Annotated in this window: 12 protein-coding genes and 1 pseudogene; 8 read left to right on the top strand and 5 right to left on the bottom strand. The window is 36.2% G+C overall.

The features are described from left to right. Positions 1-832 precede the first annotated feature (832 nt). The gene (locus F6K23_RS09575; protein ID WP_293153900.1) at positions 833-2,704 is read right to left on the bottom strand and encodes a tetratricopeptide repeat-containing sulfotransferase family protein; all 1,872 of its coding nucleotides are present in this window, start codon (positions 2,702-2,704) and stop codon (positions 833-835) included. 1,224 nt (positions 2,705-3,928) lie between these two features. On the opposite strand from F6K23_RS09575, the gene F6K23_RS09570 reads away from it, so the two are divergent. Beyond that, a complete protein-coding gene (locus tag F6K23_RS09570; RefSeq protein WP_293153897.1) occupies positions 3,929-4,747 on the top strand; it encodes a tetratricopeptide repeat protein in 819 nt (272 codons plus the stop codon). Between the two features lie 370 nt (positions 4,748-5,117). On the opposite strand, the gene F6K23_RS09565 is transcribed toward F6K23_RS09570, so the two are convergent. The 4 genes from F6K23_RS09565 to psbN form a co-directional block, all read right to left on the bottom strand. Next, positions 5,118-6,026 (bottom strand): MBL fold metallo-hydrolase, encoded by a 909-nt coding sequence (locus F6K23_RS09565; RefSeq protein ID WP_375340745.1) that lies wholly within the window; start codon positions 6,024-6,026, stop codon positions 5,118-5,120. Between the two features lie 166 nt (positions 6,027-6,192). After that, positions 6,193-7,290: a chorismate synthase gene (gene aroC, locus F6K23_RS09560; RefSeq protein ID WP_293153894.1), complete on the bottom strand. Its 1,098-nt coding sequence runs from the start codon at positions 7,288-7,290 to the stop codon at positions 6,193-6,195. Positions 7,291-7,478: 188 nt separating this feature from the next. Further along, the gene (locus F6K23_RS09555) at positions 7,479-8,654 is read right to left on the bottom strand and encodes an RNA-guided endonuclease InsQ/TnpB family protein (RefSeq protein ID WP_367267669.1); all 1,176 of its coding nucleotides are present in this window, start codon (positions 8,652-8,654) and stop codon (positions 7,479-7,481) included. A gap of 506 nt (positions 8,655-9,160) precedes the next feature. Next, a complete protein-coding gene (psbN, locus tag F6K23_RS09550) occupies positions 9,161-9,292 on the bottom strand; it encodes a photosystem II reaction center protein PsbN (RefSeq protein WP_293153891.1) in 132 nt (43 codons plus the stop codon). 88 nt (positions 9,293-9,380) lie between these two features. On the opposite strand from psbN, the gene psbH reads away from it, so the two are divergent. The 7 genes and pseudogenes from psbH (at position 9,381) to F6K23_RS09500 (ending at position 15,772) form a co-directional block, all read left to right on the top strand. Next, a complete protein-coding gene (psbH, locus tag F6K23_RS09545) occupies positions 9,381-9,584 on the top strand; it encodes a photosystem II reaction center phosphoprotein PsbH (protein WP_287517723.1) in 204 nt (67 codons plus the stop codon). 107 nt (positions 9,585-9,691) lie between these two features. After that, complete coding sequence (locus tag F6K23_RS09540) at positions 9,692-9,964, top strand: TatA/E family twin arginine-targeting protein translocase (RefSeq protein WP_293153888.1); 273 nt, start codon at positions 9,692-9,694, stop codon at positions 9,962-9,964. A gap of 216 nt (positions 9,965-10,180) precedes the next feature. Next, positions 10,181-10,831: an aminoacyl-tRNA hydrolase gene (pth, locus tag F6K23_RS09535; RefSeq protein WP_293153885.1), complete on the top strand. Its 651-nt coding sequence runs from the start codon at positions 10,181-10,183 to the stop codon at positions 10,829-10,831. Between the two features lie 101 nt (positions 10,832-10,932). After that, positions 10,933-12,227 (top strand): annotated as a pseudogene (locus F6K23_RS42830) (RNA-guided endonuclease InsQ/TnpB family protein). A 391-nt stretch (positions 12,228-12,618) separates the two neighbouring features. Continuing rightward, positions 12,619-12,885, top strand: coding sequence for a DUF3146 family protein (locus F6K23_RS09510; RefSeq protein WP_293153870.1), 267 nt, complete (start codon positions 12,619-12,621; stop codon positions 12,883-12,885). A gap of 420 nt (positions 12,886-13,305) precedes the next feature. Beyond that, positions 13,306-15,027: a CTP synthase gene (locus F6K23_RS09505; protein WP_293153867.1), complete on the top strand. Its 1,722-nt coding sequence runs from the start codon at positions 13,306-13,308 to the stop codon at positions 15,025-15,027. 316 nt (positions 15,028-15,343) lie between these two features. Next, entirely contained in the window at positions 15,344-15,772 is a 429-nt protein-coding gene (locus F6K23_RS09500) for a hypothetical protein (RefSeq protein ID WP_293153864.1), read from the top strand. The last annotated feature ends 209 nt before the right edge of the window (positions 15,773-15,981 follow it).

Genomic DNA, 15,981 nt, shown 5'->3' with positions numbered 1-15,981 from the left:
TAACTGATAACTGAATTTACTCCTAATTCCAGTTAAACTTCATTCCTAAATACTCTTCTAATCTTTGATTATGAATTTGAAAATAATCATTTAAACTCCTACGGATTGATAAATCAATAAATGTTTAAATCCACATTCCGCACTTCAAGAGCGTATCATTAAAAGTAGTATATGAATCTGTAGCTTGGTAGGTATTTATACTATGCAAATCATCTCAATACTTTTTTCGTTCATCAAATTCCTAGTAAAAAATTTACCCATAAATACTTGCTCTTATGATGACTCAATCACGGCAGCTATAATTCTATTCTAAAATTCTGTCTCCTGTCTCCTGTCTCCTGACTCCTTCTTCGGTTGCTACATAATATATTTTGTATTAATGCCGATAATCCTTACAAACATTGCTGAATTATTATTATTACTTAATAACTGAAGTCGCATTGGAAGTATAGCATTATTTTTGGGAATTGGTATTAGAAGTTATGTATTTGCTATTAAATAGGGTTTGCTGAAAAAGTCTTTTAGTAGAGGTAGGAGACAGGATACAGGAGACACGGGGAATTTAGAGAAGGTAGAAGTAAGAATTGTCCCTAAATTTTTCTGTCCTTGATTTGCCCAAAATGCTAACTTTTTGAACGTTTTTGACTAAAACAAGGGCACTTTTTGGGAAGATTAGAAGGCTAAAACCTTTATCTATCAATGCTTTGATAATTAATCAGCAAGCCCTAAATAATTTTGGCCTTCTTCCTTATTCCTTAGCTGATAGCTGACTGCTGTTTGCGCAGCATTCCGTAGGAAATGCTTACCTGTTAACTGATAACTGAATTTATTCCTAATCCCAGTTAAATTTCATTCCTAAATACTCTTCTAATCTTTGGTTATGAATTTGGAAATAATCATTTAAACTCCTACGGATTGATGAATCAATAGGAGAATAGTTTCCCATATTATAATTTTTGTACTCTGAGAGTTGATATTCTGGCAAATCTAAAAAATTTAAAACCTTCGCCATAGTAACTTCTGGATGAGCATAAAAATCTTCACTTTTCAAAATTAGGAATTGTTCCCGTGGAAATAAACTCATCCATTCCTGAAAAAATTCAACATATACTCCTCGTGCTAAATAATTTAATTCCTTCATCCAGTAATTAACTTTTTCAGGAGCTTTCATTAGCTGTTCTAAATCTAATTGAATTGCCTCATCAAAAGATCGATTTTCCCAGTTTAATCGTAGCCATTGATAATATTGAGATATGGCTCTATCTACAGGATTCCTCAATAATATAATTAACTTAATTTTAGGGAAAACTTGAAAAATTCTTCTCGCAGCATTCGGATAATCAAAATAACTAGGACTAGCTTCCCCTGTGAGAAAATTTTTCCCTTTTGAAATTGCTGGAAAATGAGCTAGATACCAATTTATAGACTCATTAAATTTCCAAGACCAAAAATCCATTTCTTTTTTAATCGGAGGAACAATTTGTGGATGTTGAGTCAGATAACTATAAAGAGAAGTAGTACCTCCTTTGTGAACTCCAATAATGATAAAATTCGGTCCTTGTACTTGTTCTAAATTCCATGGTTGGGATACTAATTCAGGGTATAACTTCTGAGTTTGCTGATAACAAGCAGTTTGATAATAAGGTATAGCTTCTTCAATTTTATTTAAACGAGTTAGAGCTTCTCCTATATTTAAGTAAGACCAATAAGAATCAGGATTAGACTTTTGAAATTTCTGGAAAAAAGTTAGTATTTCTGATAGTTGATCCTCTCTCGCAAAAGCTTCCCATATATTGTAATAAAACCACCAAGATAGGTCTGGATTAATTTCAATAGCTTGACGATAAGCTACAACTGCTTCCTCCCATTTTTGTTGTCGAGCTAAGGCAATACCCAAATTATAATAAGACTTACTATTTGGATTTAATTCTATTTTTTTTCGGAGTTCTAAAATTTCTTGCGATAACTGATGTTTTCTATCTAAAACTTGCTGTAGTTTGTGGTAAATTTCTAATTCATCTTGATTAATCTCTAGAGCTATTTTATAAAAAATAATCGCCCCATTATTCTTATCTACTTTAGCTAAATTATTTGCTATTTCTACAAAGAAATTTCGATTATCTTGTAAAAATTCCAGTAATTTATCGTAAATAAGATGTTGCCCTTGATGCTGAATAGCTTGATGATAATCCTGAATTGCTGCATCTATATCTGAATTATATTTTTGTTCTAGAGCATCTCCTAATTTACTGTAAATTCCTGGCGCTCCTGGCTGTAACTTAACCACATAAATATAGTTATATATCGCTTCATCCCATTTTTTTAACTCTACTAAAGCATTACCTAAATTATAGTAAGACCAAGGAAAAATTCGATCTATTTTAATTGCATTTTTGTAAGCATTAACAGCATTTTCCCATCTTTGTAATTTGCTTAAAGCATCTCCTAAATTATAATGAGACCAAGAAAAATCATGGTTTAACTCTATAGCGCGATAGTACAAATTTATAGCTTCATCCCAATTTTCTTGCTGATGTAAAACTTGTGCTAAATGATAGTAATACCAAGAAAAATCAGGTTTTAGTATAATAGCTTCACGGTAGTTTTCAATTGCTAATTCCCATTTTTTCTGTTTAGCATATATAGTCGCAAGTTTGGCATACTCTTCAGGTGTATTCGGATTGAAATTATTGCTTGACGACATAAAATTTGGTAATGAGTAATTGACACATTTATAGTAATCTAACGAAAGGGGGCGGACATATTAAAAACTTCAAACTAAAACAACGCAATCTTTTTTCCTTTTCTCCTAAATCAATAAACGCCTTCTTGATTATTTCTTCTTTATAATACTTGCAATTTACCGTGATTTAAGGAATGGTAACTGTCTACATATAGCGTTTTCAAATGAGGTGTAAACATAGATTGAGTTTTTTTATTAGAAAAAACGCTTTTTTGATTCCATTATATCCTTGTATTTATTACTATTTAATGCTGTTTTCCCCCCTTTACCGAATAATTAGTAATTAATAATTAAATAATTATGGTTTAAAGCCTCCCCCTTTTAAGGGGAAAAAGCTGTCGTTAGCGCAGCTTCCCGAAGGGTGGGATGGCGAGGAGACCTCGCCATATCCAATCGACCAAGAGAAAAGAATAATATTTCCTTATATTCAATTCCGTAACGGTTTTAACCAGAGGTAATTATCCATTATCAATTAATGAATATTGCCTATTCCCTATTCGCTTTTTCATAGCACTTGGTTTCCACATCCCATTCAAAAACGCTATATATTCCCAATAAAATTTTGACTAAAGTAATCTTAATCGTAACTGATTATCTGAAAAAATATTTGTGAAATTTGTGAAATAAGGGTATAGGAAATCGAGAAAAATCATCAATCACTTTGATAAACAATACTTGGTATAATCTCTCTTTTTTATAACTATAAAAAAATATTTTTTTCATTGAAAATACACTTATTTAAACGTAAGTATTCAGCAGTCAGCGGTCAGCTAACCTCTTATGGTCGGAACTGCGTTATCAGCTTTATTATCTTTAGTGGACAATTTAAGCTAGTTGTTCTTGTGCTTCAATTCTTTGTTAAAAGATGCAGTAGAAGTTAAGCAAATACTTGGTTCATTTATTAAAAAGCTGTTTGCCCAGCATTCCGCACCGAAGAGCTGACTGCTAATAGCTGTTTGCGCAGCATTCCGCAGGAAATGCTTACGATTTAAGACCTAATTTTTTTTGTTAAAAATTTACTCAATTCTGACAAAATAACTCTGACAAAATGAGATAATAGTTAATATAGCAGTCGAAGCAAAGATTAGGACAGATCGAAAGCTTAAAACTAAGACAATATAATACTTTTCCTTCTTCCTTCTTCCTTCTTCCTTCTGCCATAACACAAAATATTCTAGGAATTCAATGGGTATATCTATAGAAGTTGACAACACAACCTTTGCCACCGAAGTCTTAAAAAATTCCCATCAAAAACCTGTTTTAGTAGACTTCTACGCTACTTGGTGTGGTCCGTGTAAAATGCTCAAACCAATCTTAGAAAAGTTGGTTGAAGAATATGACTTTATCCTAGCTAAAGTGGATGTCGATCAAAATCCCGAATTAGCTCAAACTTATGGTGTAGAGGGAGTACCAGATGTTAAAGTCGTAATTCAAGGAGAAGTTAAACCTGGTTTTGTAGGAGTTCTTTCAGAGCCAAAACTACGAAACTTTCTAGGCGAACTTAACCTAAAATCAGAACTAGAAACAGAACTCGAAACACTACGGAATTTGACAAAATCTGGTGAACTAAAACAAGCAAAAAATCTTTTAGACCAGCTTTTTCAAAAATATCCTCGTAATATCAGTTTAATCATAGAAGCTGCGAAATTTTTAGTCAGCTTAAATCGATTAGAAGAAGCTCAAAAACTAATAGAAACTATTGGAGAAAATAACCGAGAGTTTTATCCCCAAATACAAGCAGTAAAAGGACTAATTCACTTTAAACAAGAAGCAGAAAATCCTGGTGATAGTGAACTAGATAAAATGTATGCTCAAGCTTGTAGCTTAACACTATCAGCTAACTATGAAGAAGCACTAAAATTATTTTTAGATATAGTCACCAGGAATCGTAAATATAAAAATGACGGCGCCCGCAAAGCAATGCTGGCAATATTTAATATCTTAGGAGATGATAACTCTACCAGTAAAGAATATCGCAAGCAACTATTATTAAACTTGTACTAAAAGTAGTTCTTAATTTTAACTAGCTATCAGCTATTAACCCTTAGAATCTGCTTATATAGTTATGTTCATAATTCTATAATTAGGGTTTGCGTATGGAAAGTCTTTTTGCTCTTTGTAGGAGTCAGGAGTCAGGAGTCAGGAGTCAGGAGGAATGGGGAATTTAGAGGAGGCAGTAAGAAGAATTATCCATTGATTTTTCTGCCATACTCAGCTCAAAATCCTAATTTTTTAGTCGCTCCAGCTAAAAGAGTTGCACTTTTTCCGGATTTAAAAAGGCGAAAACCTTTGCCAGTAAACGTTTTGACATTTAATCAGCAAGCCCTAATTACTTCAATATTTAATCGGACCCACTCCCCCGCTCCCCTGCTTTTTAAACTCCCATTGGCAGGACTAAACCTTCGCGGGCCATAACTGCCTCGGGAAAAGCTGCTTTGACTTTTTTTGCTATTTCATCGAGAAAATCATCACTGTGAGTAGGTTCATGGTGAAAAATTACCACCTGCTTCACTCTAGCAGCTTTAGCTACTTTGATTGCTTCCTGCCAAGTCGAATGTCCCCAACCTACCTTAGAAGAGTTGGGATTATGATACTCATCATCAGTGTACATAGCATCATAGATTAATACGTCAGCATTGCGGGCTAAACTTACCACACTTTCATCCAAGCGGTCGGGAAAATGTTCTGTATCAGAACAATAAACTACCGTCCGTCCATTCCATGTCACTCTATATCCCATTGCTGTGTTAGGATGATTCAGAGAACCAGTCTCAATCTCAATATCACCCAGCATCATTTTTTCCCCATGCTGAAGCTCATAAAAACGTAAGTCAGCCTGGATACCATTTAAAGGAATAGGAGAGTTATAATGTAGAACCCTTTGTATAAAATGCTTTCTCATGGACTCCCCTTCTGGAGGTATAGCTCCGTAGATATGAAAACTATTTCCTTGGGTAAAAGCAGGAGTAAATAAAGGGAAACCTTGAATATGATCCCAGTGATAATGAGTAAAAAACATATAAGCTTCTACTGGCATTTCCTGCATCATTTCCTCGCCTAATTCTCGTAGACCAGTGCCACCATCAAATATCAGCCGCTTACCAGCTATTTGCATTTCTATGCAGGAAGTATTTCCACCATATCTAATAGTATCTTTTCCTGGAGTAGGAACACTACCTCGTACACCCCAGAACTTCACTAAAAAATCTCCCATTTGTTCAGACATCTTCGAGAAATCAACATTATCTTTAGTTAGCACTTCAGAAGAAAGTTTAGTTTCCATATGAATTTTTTTTTAGCAGTTTCCACTTTATGAATTTAAAGATTTCTGGATTTTTGGGAAATTGAACTAGAGACAGAAAATATAGCAGCTTGCTTTTCTATAAATTGTTAATTATTGCCAATTGAGAAAATTGTCCAATTTTAATAATTAACCAATCTGCAAACCACTAATTATATTTCAAACTCTCACATTGTCCATGATGGCGCAATAAATGATCGCATAGCACAATGGCTACCATTGCTTCTACCATAGGCACAGCTCTAGGTAAAACACAAGGGTCATGTCTTCCTTTCGCTGCCAACAATACCTCTTCACCTCTACGACTAACAGTACGCTGCTCTTTACGAATTGTAGCAGTTGGTTTAAATGCTGCCCGCAACACAATATTTTCTCCATTAGAAATTCCTCCCTGTACCCCTCCAGAACGATTAGTAACAGTCCGAATTTCCCCTTGCTCATCTGTATAGAATTCATCATTATGCTCGCTACCTGTCAGAATAGTACCCGCAAAACCAGAACCAATTTCAAATCCTTTACTCGCTGGTAAGGACATTACACCCTTAGCTAAATCTGCTTCTAATTTATCAAATACAGGAGAGCCAAGACCTTTCGGGACATTCCTGGCCACACATTCAACCACACCGCCCAGAGAATCTCCTACATCCCGTATTTGTTCGACTAATTCAATCATTCTGTCTGCACATTCAGTATCTGGACAACGGACAATATTACTTTCCACTTGTTCTATAGTCACTGTTTCTAAGTCAACAATGGCCTCTAAATTTTTGATGCGCTTCACATAACCGACAATTTCCACACCAGAATATTGTTTAAGAATTTTTTTAGCGATCGCCCCAGCAGCAACACGTCCAATTGTTTCTCTAGCTGAAGAGCGTCCCCCACCTTGCCAGTTCCTAATACCATACTTAGCATCATAAGTTGCATCGGCATGAGATGGACGATACTTACTAGCCATCTCCTGATAATCTTGTGAACGAGCATCCTTATTTCTCACCAACATCATAATTGGCGTACCCAAAGTTTGACCTTCAAATACTCCAGACAGTATTTCACAAATATCTGTTTCTTTGCGTGGCGTAGTAATCTTGCTTTGACCTGGACGCCTACGGTCTAACTCATATTGAATTTCTGCAACATCTATTTCTAGTCTGGGAGGGCAACCATCAATTATAACTCCTACTCCTCCTCCGTGGGATTCACCAAATGTTGTGACCCTAAATAGATGTCCAAATGTGTTGCCCATGAAACTCAAACTATAATAAAGGATATAAGACTTATATTTTAACCTGTTTTCTTTAAATAAAGCACTCAGCTTTGACATCCTCCCTCGTTAAATCGCTTGATTATAACGAGGGATTCCTAAACCTCACGATTTAGGTTTACTGCTTGAATGGCACTTATCTAGACTGTTGCCAGTCCCCGACAGTACGCCTACACAGTCAATTTGTTGAACCACGCATCTGCAAAGGCCGCAGTAACACCTCGATGACAAATCACTTTTGCTGCTGCCACATCCCGGTTGATTTCGTATTGGCATTCAGGACATTTATGAATACGCTCAGACAAATCTTTTTTGCCTGTATGCGTTCCACAATTTGGACAAATTTGACTGGTATATCTGTAGTCTACTTTGCCAAAATATACCCCTCGTTTCCTGCATACCCAAGCCAATATATTGAAGAACTGACCGAACCCTGCATCTAAAGTATGTTTACCTAACATTCCTTTGGCCCAGGTTCTAAAATCTAGGTCTTCCACAAATATCATTCCTGCTTGGTCGCATAAATGATGAGCTAGTTTAAAGTGAAAGTCTTTTCGGGTGTCTGATATTTTTTGATGAAGTCTGGCTATCTTTTGGTTAAGTTTATGTCGATTTTTTGACCCTTTAGATTTTAACTTTAACCTACGTTGCAGTAATGTCAACTCGCTTTGTAGTTTGGTTAAAAACTTTGGACGTTCAATCAATTCACCTTCAGAAGTTGCTAAAAATTTATCTAGTCCAATATCAATTCCTAATGGATGTCCTGAAGCTGGAGTATCCGGAATACTAACGGGACTTTGTAGAGATAACATTACAAAATACCCACTTGCTCGTCTGACCACTCTGACCTGTTTCAGTTTAAATCCCTCTGGAATTGGCCTAGATAATCTCATCTGAACTAATCCAATTTGTGGGAGTTTGATGTACTCGTTAGAGATGGGATTATTTTTAAACTGAGGGAAGACAAAGGACCTCATTCTGTACTTGTTTTTAAAACGAGGAAAGCCATAACCCTGCTGTTTCATGTTGTTAAATGCTCTTTCCAAATTCTTGAGAACTTGTTGTAAGACTTGAGCATTTGTTCTTTTCAGCTCTGGGTTAGTCTTCTTGGCTTTAGTTAAGTTGGCCGCTTGTATGTTGTAGTTAGGGTAAGGCGCATCCGAAGGAATTATGTACTCTTGATGTAATGAACAAGAATCAACTGCACACTTCCTACCATTAATCCAGTCTTTTCGCTCTCTCAAGGCATAATTCCACACCTTTCTTATGACTGCCAGAATATCTTCTATAATGGCTATCTGCTGTTGAGAAGGGATTAACTTAAATTCGTAGGTTAGTGTTATCATGTGGACATAATAACATAATTCTATCTGAGTTTGGTGTTAAGTTAGACCCTTGCAAATCAAGATCTGTGATCTGTTTTTATTTTGGTCGCGATTCATCTCCCGGTAAATCAGAGATTATACCGAGAGTCCTCAAAGCTCCATTTTAGATAGAAGTCAGAAGTCAAAAGTCAAAAGTTAGAAGTTATGATTTAAACTCTTGCTGTGACTAAATTTGAGAGGAGCGAGAATATCCTAATAGTAATGGCGACTACTATATCAGCGAATACTTTGCTCAAGGGAGGGTTTTTGAGGTGTAGGACTATGAGCGCGGAAAACCTTAACCGCGTTTGTTGAAGGAAAATTCGGTCTAGATATTATCATTCAGGAAGATTGTAGCGTCAAGCAAGTAATTACGTTGAATATATTCGATCGCTCTAATCTCAAGGCCCTAGCTAAGAGGCCAGTTAAATTTAACAATAATCTCCCGTTAAATTTTGATAATTATAACGAGAGAGCATTAATCAGCTTTAATCTTCGTGGTCATCAAAAGGGTCTCTCAACTCCTTAGCGGGAGGTCCAAAAGCTGTGTAAACTGAAAAGCCGGTGATGGCCACAACCATTACACCGATAGAGATACTAAGAACTGTTGCAGGTTCCATATAATTCATTAAAATTATGAGTGTTATACATATACAATATTACAAAAGATTAAAAAATTCTGCTGAATTATAGATTACATAGAAACTTATGGCACAAAGAACTGGATTAGGAGACCTGCTCAAACCTTTAAACTCTGAATATGGTAAAGTATCTCCCGGTTGGGGAACTACACCATTAATGGCCGTTTTTATGGGCTTATTTTTTGTATTCTTGTTGATTATTCTCCAAATCTACAACTCTTCGTTGTTGTTAGAGAATGTTGATGTGGACTGGGCTAATCTAACTAAATAAGATGAATTAAAGAGTAGGGCTAAGAAATTCAATTAATTAAAATTTCTCCAGCCCTAGCCATATCCTTAGTAATAATCTCAGATAAGTTTTAGGAGTAAAAAATTAAGATGAATATTTTTGGTATTGGTCTCCCTGAAATGATTGTGATTTTAGTCGTAGCTCTTTTGATATTCGGTCCAAAAAAACTACCAGAAATTGGTCGTAGTTTAGGGCAAGCTATAAATAGTTTTAAGGCAGGAGCTAAAGAGTTTGAAAATGAGTTTAAACGAGAGGCAAAACAGTTAGAAGAAGGGTCTCAAGTTAGTCAGTATGCTCCTGAATCAGAGTCAGAAAAAGTAGTAACCGTTTCTTCTCCTACAGATACAACCCAGAAAAGCTAGTTGTTCATTAATTGATAATTGATAATTACCTCTGGTTAAAACTGTTACGGAATTGAATATAAGGAAATATCATTTCTTTGTTTTTCTCTAAAAAGGGGAGGCTTTAAACCAGAATTATTTAATTATTAATTATTGGTAAAAGTAGAGAAAAAAATTACCTGAGCCAATCAAAAAAAATATAATATTTTTGACGATTTAATTTTGATTATTAACGTAATGAAAGAGGTTGCGCCAGGGCTAAAATTAGTGATTCCTCAATTAATTGTAGGTTTGGGAAATCCAGAGCCAAAATACGAAAGAACTAGGCATAATATAGGATTTGCGGCAGTTGATAATATAGCCAATATGTGGCAGACTTCTCTATCGGAAAACCGGAAATTTAAAGCAGAATTTGGAGAAGGCAGAGGTATAAAATCTGATAAAATTTATTTGCTCAAACCCTTGACCTATATGAATAAGTCGGGACAAGCAGTGCGTGCGGTGTTAGATTGGTATAAATTGCCACCAAATTCAGTGCTAATTATATATGATGATATGGATTTACCGATGGGACGACTGCGACTACGGTTATCTGGGTCTGCTGGTGGCCATAATGGGATGAAATCAGCGATCGCTCATTTAGGGACTCAAGAATTTCCTCGTTTGCGAATAGGTATAGGTAAGCCAAAGAATGCTGGTGCTGAAAGTAGAGATCCAAATACTATTAGTCATGTTTTAGGAAAGTTTAGCCCAACGGAAAGTCAATTAATGACTCAAGTACTGAAATTAGTTGTAGAGGCAGTAGAGCTTTCTATGAGACAAGGAATAGAAAAAGCTATGAGTCTCTATAACAATCGTAGTGTCAGCTTACCGGAAAATTGGGTTTAAAGCCTCCCCCTTCAGCGGGGGACTTTTGAATGCATATAGTCGCAGACATGCTCAACTGTGTGGTATATTTTTATCGTAGCATCAAACGATCAAACATTTCTATGCTCATCTATGAAATGAAGTTGCAAGGCACACAAGGCCAATATAATCAGCTAGACTCAGCCATTAGGACTGGTTGATTTGTGGGAAATAGCATGATCCGAGCATGGATAGATAGAGAAATTAAAAGTCGTAACGATGCCTACAAATACTGCACAAAACTAGCACATAATCTTGAGTTTCCCTGGGCCAAATAACTCAACTCAATGACTAGACAAGCTCATGCACAGAGGGCATGGGCAGCAATAGAAAGATTCTATCGAAATTCTCAAGCTAATGTTGCTGGTAAGAAGGCGGTGCGACCCCGCGACGACGGCAGCTCCCTTGCGGAACGCGCACCAACAGAGGTTTTCCCAAATTTCCTTCCGAATGCTACGCAAACAAAAAATACCTTGTGAGAGACTCAGTAGAATACAAAACTAGCGGATGGAAACTATCGGAGGATAGACGCTATTTAACTTTCACTGATGGTTTTAAAGCAGGTACTTTTAAACTTTGGGGTAGTCGAAACCTTCATTTCTATCAAATCAAGCAAATCAAACGAGTCACAGTTGTCAGAAGAGATGATAGCTAGTATGCTCAATTCTTGATTGACACGCCCTAGAGAGGAGGAGAAAAACCTCAAAGGGCAGCAATTAGGAATAGACTTAGGTTGAAATCATTTCTATACAGATTCTCAAGGCCAAAAAATAGAGAATCCGAAATTTTTGAGCAAAGATCACAAAAAAATCAAAAAACGACAACGTGGTCTATCTCGTACTCAAAAGAGTAGTCAAAACAAAATTAAGGCCAGAAATAGATTAGGTAGAGCGCATCTGAAAGTTTCACGCAGACGTAACGACTGGGCAGTTAAGTTAGCACAGTGCGTCATACAGTAAGTGCGACTTGGTAGCGATCGAAAACCTGAAAGTGCGTAATATGATCAAACACCATAAGTTAGCAAAGTCCATAGCAGATGCAGCATGGTACAGGTGAGCGAGAATGGTTGGAGTATTTTGGAAGAGTTTATGGTGTGCCTCTGGTAGTAGTAGAACCTACATATACTTGTGTAAATTGTTCAAACTGCGGTGGTCTTGTGGTTAAAACTCTCAGCACCAGGACTAATCAATGGCCACACTGTGGTTATATTGCCGACAGGGGAGAATTCAGCAATCAACATACTCATTCTCTGGATTAAGAGAATCAGCAACTACCCTGGGGCACAGTTGGAATAACGGCCTCCGGAGAGAACGACCTCTACTTGAAGGAGGAAACTCCAACAAGTAAGTTGACTCGACGAAACAGGAAAGTCTCATAGTGATGTGGGAATCCCCTCGCTTTTAGGCCTATCCCTTACCCATAAGTCTTGAAACCCTTGTGGGACTCACCCCTAACTCCTCCCAGGAGGGGAAGGAGAAAAAATCATAGTAGCTAAGTAAAACTACTGAAGTTTTCAAAAAAATGTATTTTTCCATACATTTTTCCTCCCGAAAAAGCCGAGCCAATACTTATTCATAACTCGTCTATTTTGTCAAGCTTTATGTTAATAAAGATGTGGGTAATTGATAGGCCTTTAGGCAGGGGAGGATGCCAACAGAAGATTAATTTACTTTTAAGAAAGTATTTAAAAGTGCCTTGATTAGTATAAGTGAGGGTATTATATAAGTTTAAAATTTTGACTTTAATAAAAGTGTGACTTGTAACTATTAATGAGTTATAAAGGTTTACCAGAAACTACTGCTTATGTCAGAGTAACTCGTCAGTCTTGGCAAAAAGGCACTATCGAAGGAGAAGTAAGTGCTGGGTCTTTTAATTGGCATTTTAAATGGGGTTTTCGCCATAAAAAAACTCTTTCCATTCACCCTTCTCAAGGACGTGCTTTAATTCAAGAACCTTTAGGTAGGTTTCTAGAAAAATGGGATTATCAACTAGAAGCTGGTGGGGATTACTATTTTACAATTAAAGCCAAATTTTAGATATTAATTAGATGGGAGATTTTAGCTAAAAATGTAGATTAACCGTCGAAAAGCAACTAATAATTTAAAATCTAAGTATTTATAAGTATTGATAGCTTAAAATCTACACAAAAAAGCAAGAAATTATAACTATTGAAATGAAATTCTTCTAGTCTTTAAACTACCACCTAAAACCTACCACCTGATATCAAATCCTGTTTAATACTTATTATATAGTTGGTAGAGATAGGGATGTGGTCCGATTTAATATTGAAGTGTGGATAGAATGATAAACATATACTGTATAACCGGATTCTATATAAAACCATCTTTCTAATGAAATGAAATTCTTCTAGTCTTTAAACTACCACCTAAAACCTTCTTTCTAATGAAATTATTTCAGCCTTTAACCTAACCTAAAACCTTCTTCAAAAAAAACTTATGAGTAAATTTGTATTTATAACTGGTGGAGTAGTTTCCAGCATTGGTAAAGGAATTGTAGCAGCAAGCTTAGGCCGTTTGCTCAAATCACGGGATTATTCTGTATCTATTCTGAAATTAGACCCCTACATCAATGTAGACCCAGGTACCATGAGTCCCTTCCAACATGGAGAAGTATTTGTCACAGAAGATGGCGCAGAAACAGACCTTGACTTGGGCCACTATGAACGATTTACAGATACCTCCATGTCTCGCCTGAATAGTGTTACCCAGGGTTCAATCTATCAAGCAGTCATCAACAAAGAAAGACGAGGTGATTACAAAGGAGGCACAGTTCAAGTTATTCCTCATATTACCAATGAAATAAAAGAGCGGGTACATAGAGTTGCCAAAAATTCTAATCCAGATGTAGTAATTACAGAGATAGGAGGGACTGTAGGAGATATTGAATCTCAGCCATTTTTAGAAGCTATTCGGCAATTTCGTAAAGATGTGGGACGAAATCATGTTTTATATATCCATGTGACCCTAGTCCCTTGGATTGCAGCAGCAGGGGAGATGAAAACTAAGCCCACTCAACATTCAGTCAAAGAATTACGCTCTATTGGTATTCAGCCAGATATTCTAGTCTGTCGATGCGATCGCCAACTTAGTCCCAGCTTAAAAGAAAAAATGTCTGAATTCTGTGATGTACCTGTAGCATCCGTAATTACATCAAAAGATGCCGAAAGTATTTATGAAGTACCTCTAATGTTAGAGGCAGAAGGACTAGCGGTGCAAGCTCTAGAATTATTAAATATGGAGCAACGCCAGCCAAATCTTGGTAAGTGGCAAACTTTGGTCAATCGTCTTTATCATCGGGACAATCCTGAAATAGAGACAAACAATGTCCAATCATCTACTGCTACAACTATTGAAATTGCCATAGTAGGTAAATATATTCAACTGAGCGATGCTTATTTATCAGTGGTAGAGGCATTACGCCATGCTGCAATAGCGGTTGGTGTGGACTTAAATCTGCGTTGGGTCAGTTCTGAAGATGTGGAGGCCAAAGGAGCAAAGACCTATCTGGAAAAGGTGAATGGAATAATTGTTCCGGGTGGGTTTGGCGTGAGAGGAATTGATGGAAAAATAGCTGCTATTCAATATTCTCGGTTGCAAAAAATTCCTTTTTTGGGGTTATGTCTGGGAATGCAGTGTGCGGTAATTGAGTGGGCACGCAATATAGCAAAATTGGAATGTGCTCATAGTGCGGAGTTTTACCCTGAAACACCAAACCCAGTGATTAATTTGTTACCCGAACAACAAGATGTAGTAGACTTAGGCGGTACCATGCGACTGGGACTTTATCCTTGCCGTCTTCAAACTGATACATTGGCATTTAAAACTTATCAACAGGAGGTAATTTATGAACGTCATCGTCATCGATATGAGTTTAATAATGCTTACCGCAACTTGTTGTTAGAAACAGGATATGTTATAAGTGGAACTTCTCCTGATGGTAGGTTAGTAGAAATTATTGAACTTCCCACTCATCCTTTCTTTATTGCTACGCAATTTCATCCAGAGTTTCAATCTCGACCTAGCACTCCTCACCCTCTATTTCATAGCTTTTTTCAAGCTGCTAGTTCACAAGAAAAATGTTATGATTTGTCTGTAAATAATGTTGAAGTCACCCAAGATAATGTAGTTAGTACAGGTTCTATCTTAAGTGCTGACTAGGTTATTGGTTACTCAAAAAAGTTTTTTTTATTGTTTGTTATCAAGTTTAATAGCCTAATTTAAGGGTATTACTAATAATATAAAATACAGCATTAACCATTGTTAGATATTCTAATATTAATAGCTGATAGTTACCTTTGAACGTTCGATATTTCAAACTTTTAGTAGTGGTGCAACTCCTTGATTAAAGAAGAAATCTTTTTTATAGAGTAGTAATTTACAAGATCGAGGATAACTCAATAGTGTCAATCGAACTTTTAGAGTAACTTGCACTAATGTCGAGAAATGCAAGAAATCAAAGCTTTGAGGGGGTCTTGTGGCCTACTGGATTAAAATAGACTATGAAAGAAGTATATACTTGATTGACCTTGATAGTATTACTGCTTTTTCTTGTAAGTCAAATAAGCAGATAACTTTTTGGTTGCCAAATAGCAGTCAGCCAATTATATTAAATAAGCAAAGTTGCGAACATGACTATCAGCTAGTCCTAAAATATATTAAAGAAAAGATTGAGATAAACTGTCCCACTAATGATGAATGTTGGGTACATATTATTTATGATCGCCATGAATGGTTTATAAATTTGAATTGTATTACTACATTTGCTTCTGAACCGAATGGTCGTATAACTTTTTGGCTACCAGATAGTACAAAAGATATTATTATTAGTCCCAATATTGATCCGGAAGCTTATGAAAAGGTTGTGGAATTTATCACAAAGATAACAGGGTATTCTTTACCTTGAATAAGGAAGAAGAAAGGACTGAAAAAATGGATGGCGATAGTCTTCGATAAGCAACTTAGTTAGTGTCTACAAACCCCAAGCAATTTTAGATACCCTGTAGACCGTGAGGTATTAAACCCATAAAGAAAAAGATAAATTCTAGGATGTTGCGATTTAGTGTGTGTTTTTGACTACTCCCCTGGCTAAAGTCGAGGGGATTCTAAGCAGAT

Source organism: Okeania sp. SIO2C9 (genome assembly GCF_010672455.1).
GTDB lineage: Bacteria > Cyanobacteriota > Cyanobacteriia > Cyanobacteriales > Microcoleaceae > Okeania.
The sequence above is the reverse complement of the archived record's forward strand: the minus strand, read 5'-3'. Positions and strand labels throughout refer to the sequence as shown.

What these genes read in the sequence shown, in the direction of transcription:
- F6K23_RS09575 (WP_293153900.1), bottom strand. Translation starts at nt 2,704, where the DNA reads ATGTCGTCAAGCAATAATTTCAATCCGAATACACCTGAAGAGTATGCC.
- F6K23_RS09570 (WP_293153897.1), top strand. Translation starts at nt 3,929, where the DNA reads ATGGGTATATCTATAGAAGTTGACAACACAACCTTTGCCACCGAAGTC.
- F6K23_RS09565 (WP_375340745.1), bottom strand. Translation starts at nt 6,026, where the DNA reads ATGGAAACTAAACTTTCTTCTGAAGTGCTAACTAAAGATAATGTTGAT.
- aroC (WP_293153894.1), bottom strand. Translation starts at nt 7,290, where the DNA reads ATGGGCAACACATTTGGACATCTATTTAGGGTCACAACATTTGGTGAA.
- F6K23_RS09555 (WP_367267669.1), bottom strand. Translation starts at nt 8,654, where the DNA reads ATGATAACACTAACCTACGAATTTAAGTTAATCCCTTCTCAACAGCAG.
- psbN (WP_293153891.1), bottom strand. Translation starts at nt 9,292, where the DNA reads ATGGAACCTGCAACAGTTCTTAGTATCTCTATCGGTGTAATGGTTGTG.
- psbH (WP_287517723.1), top strand. Translation starts at nt 9,381, where the DNA reads ATGGCACAAAGAACTGGATTAGGAGACCTGCTCAAACCTTTAAACTCT.
- F6K23_RS09540 (WP_293153888.1), top strand. Translation starts at nt 9,692, where the DNA reads ATGAATATTTTTGGTATTGGTCTCCCTGAAATGATTGTGATTTTAGTC.
- pth (WP_293153885.1), top strand. Translation starts at nt 10,181, where the DNA reads ATGAAAGAGGTTGCGCCAGGGCTAAAATTAGTGATTCCTCAATTAATT.
- F6K23_RS09510 (WP_293153870.1), top strand. Translation starts at nt 12,619, where the DNA reads ATGAGTTATAAAGGTTTACCAGAAACTACTGCTTATGTCAGAGTAACT.
- F6K23_RS09505 (WP_293153867.1), top strand. Translation starts at nt 13,306, where the DNA reads ATGAGTAAATTTGTATTTATAACTGGTGGAGTAGTTTCCAGCATTGGT.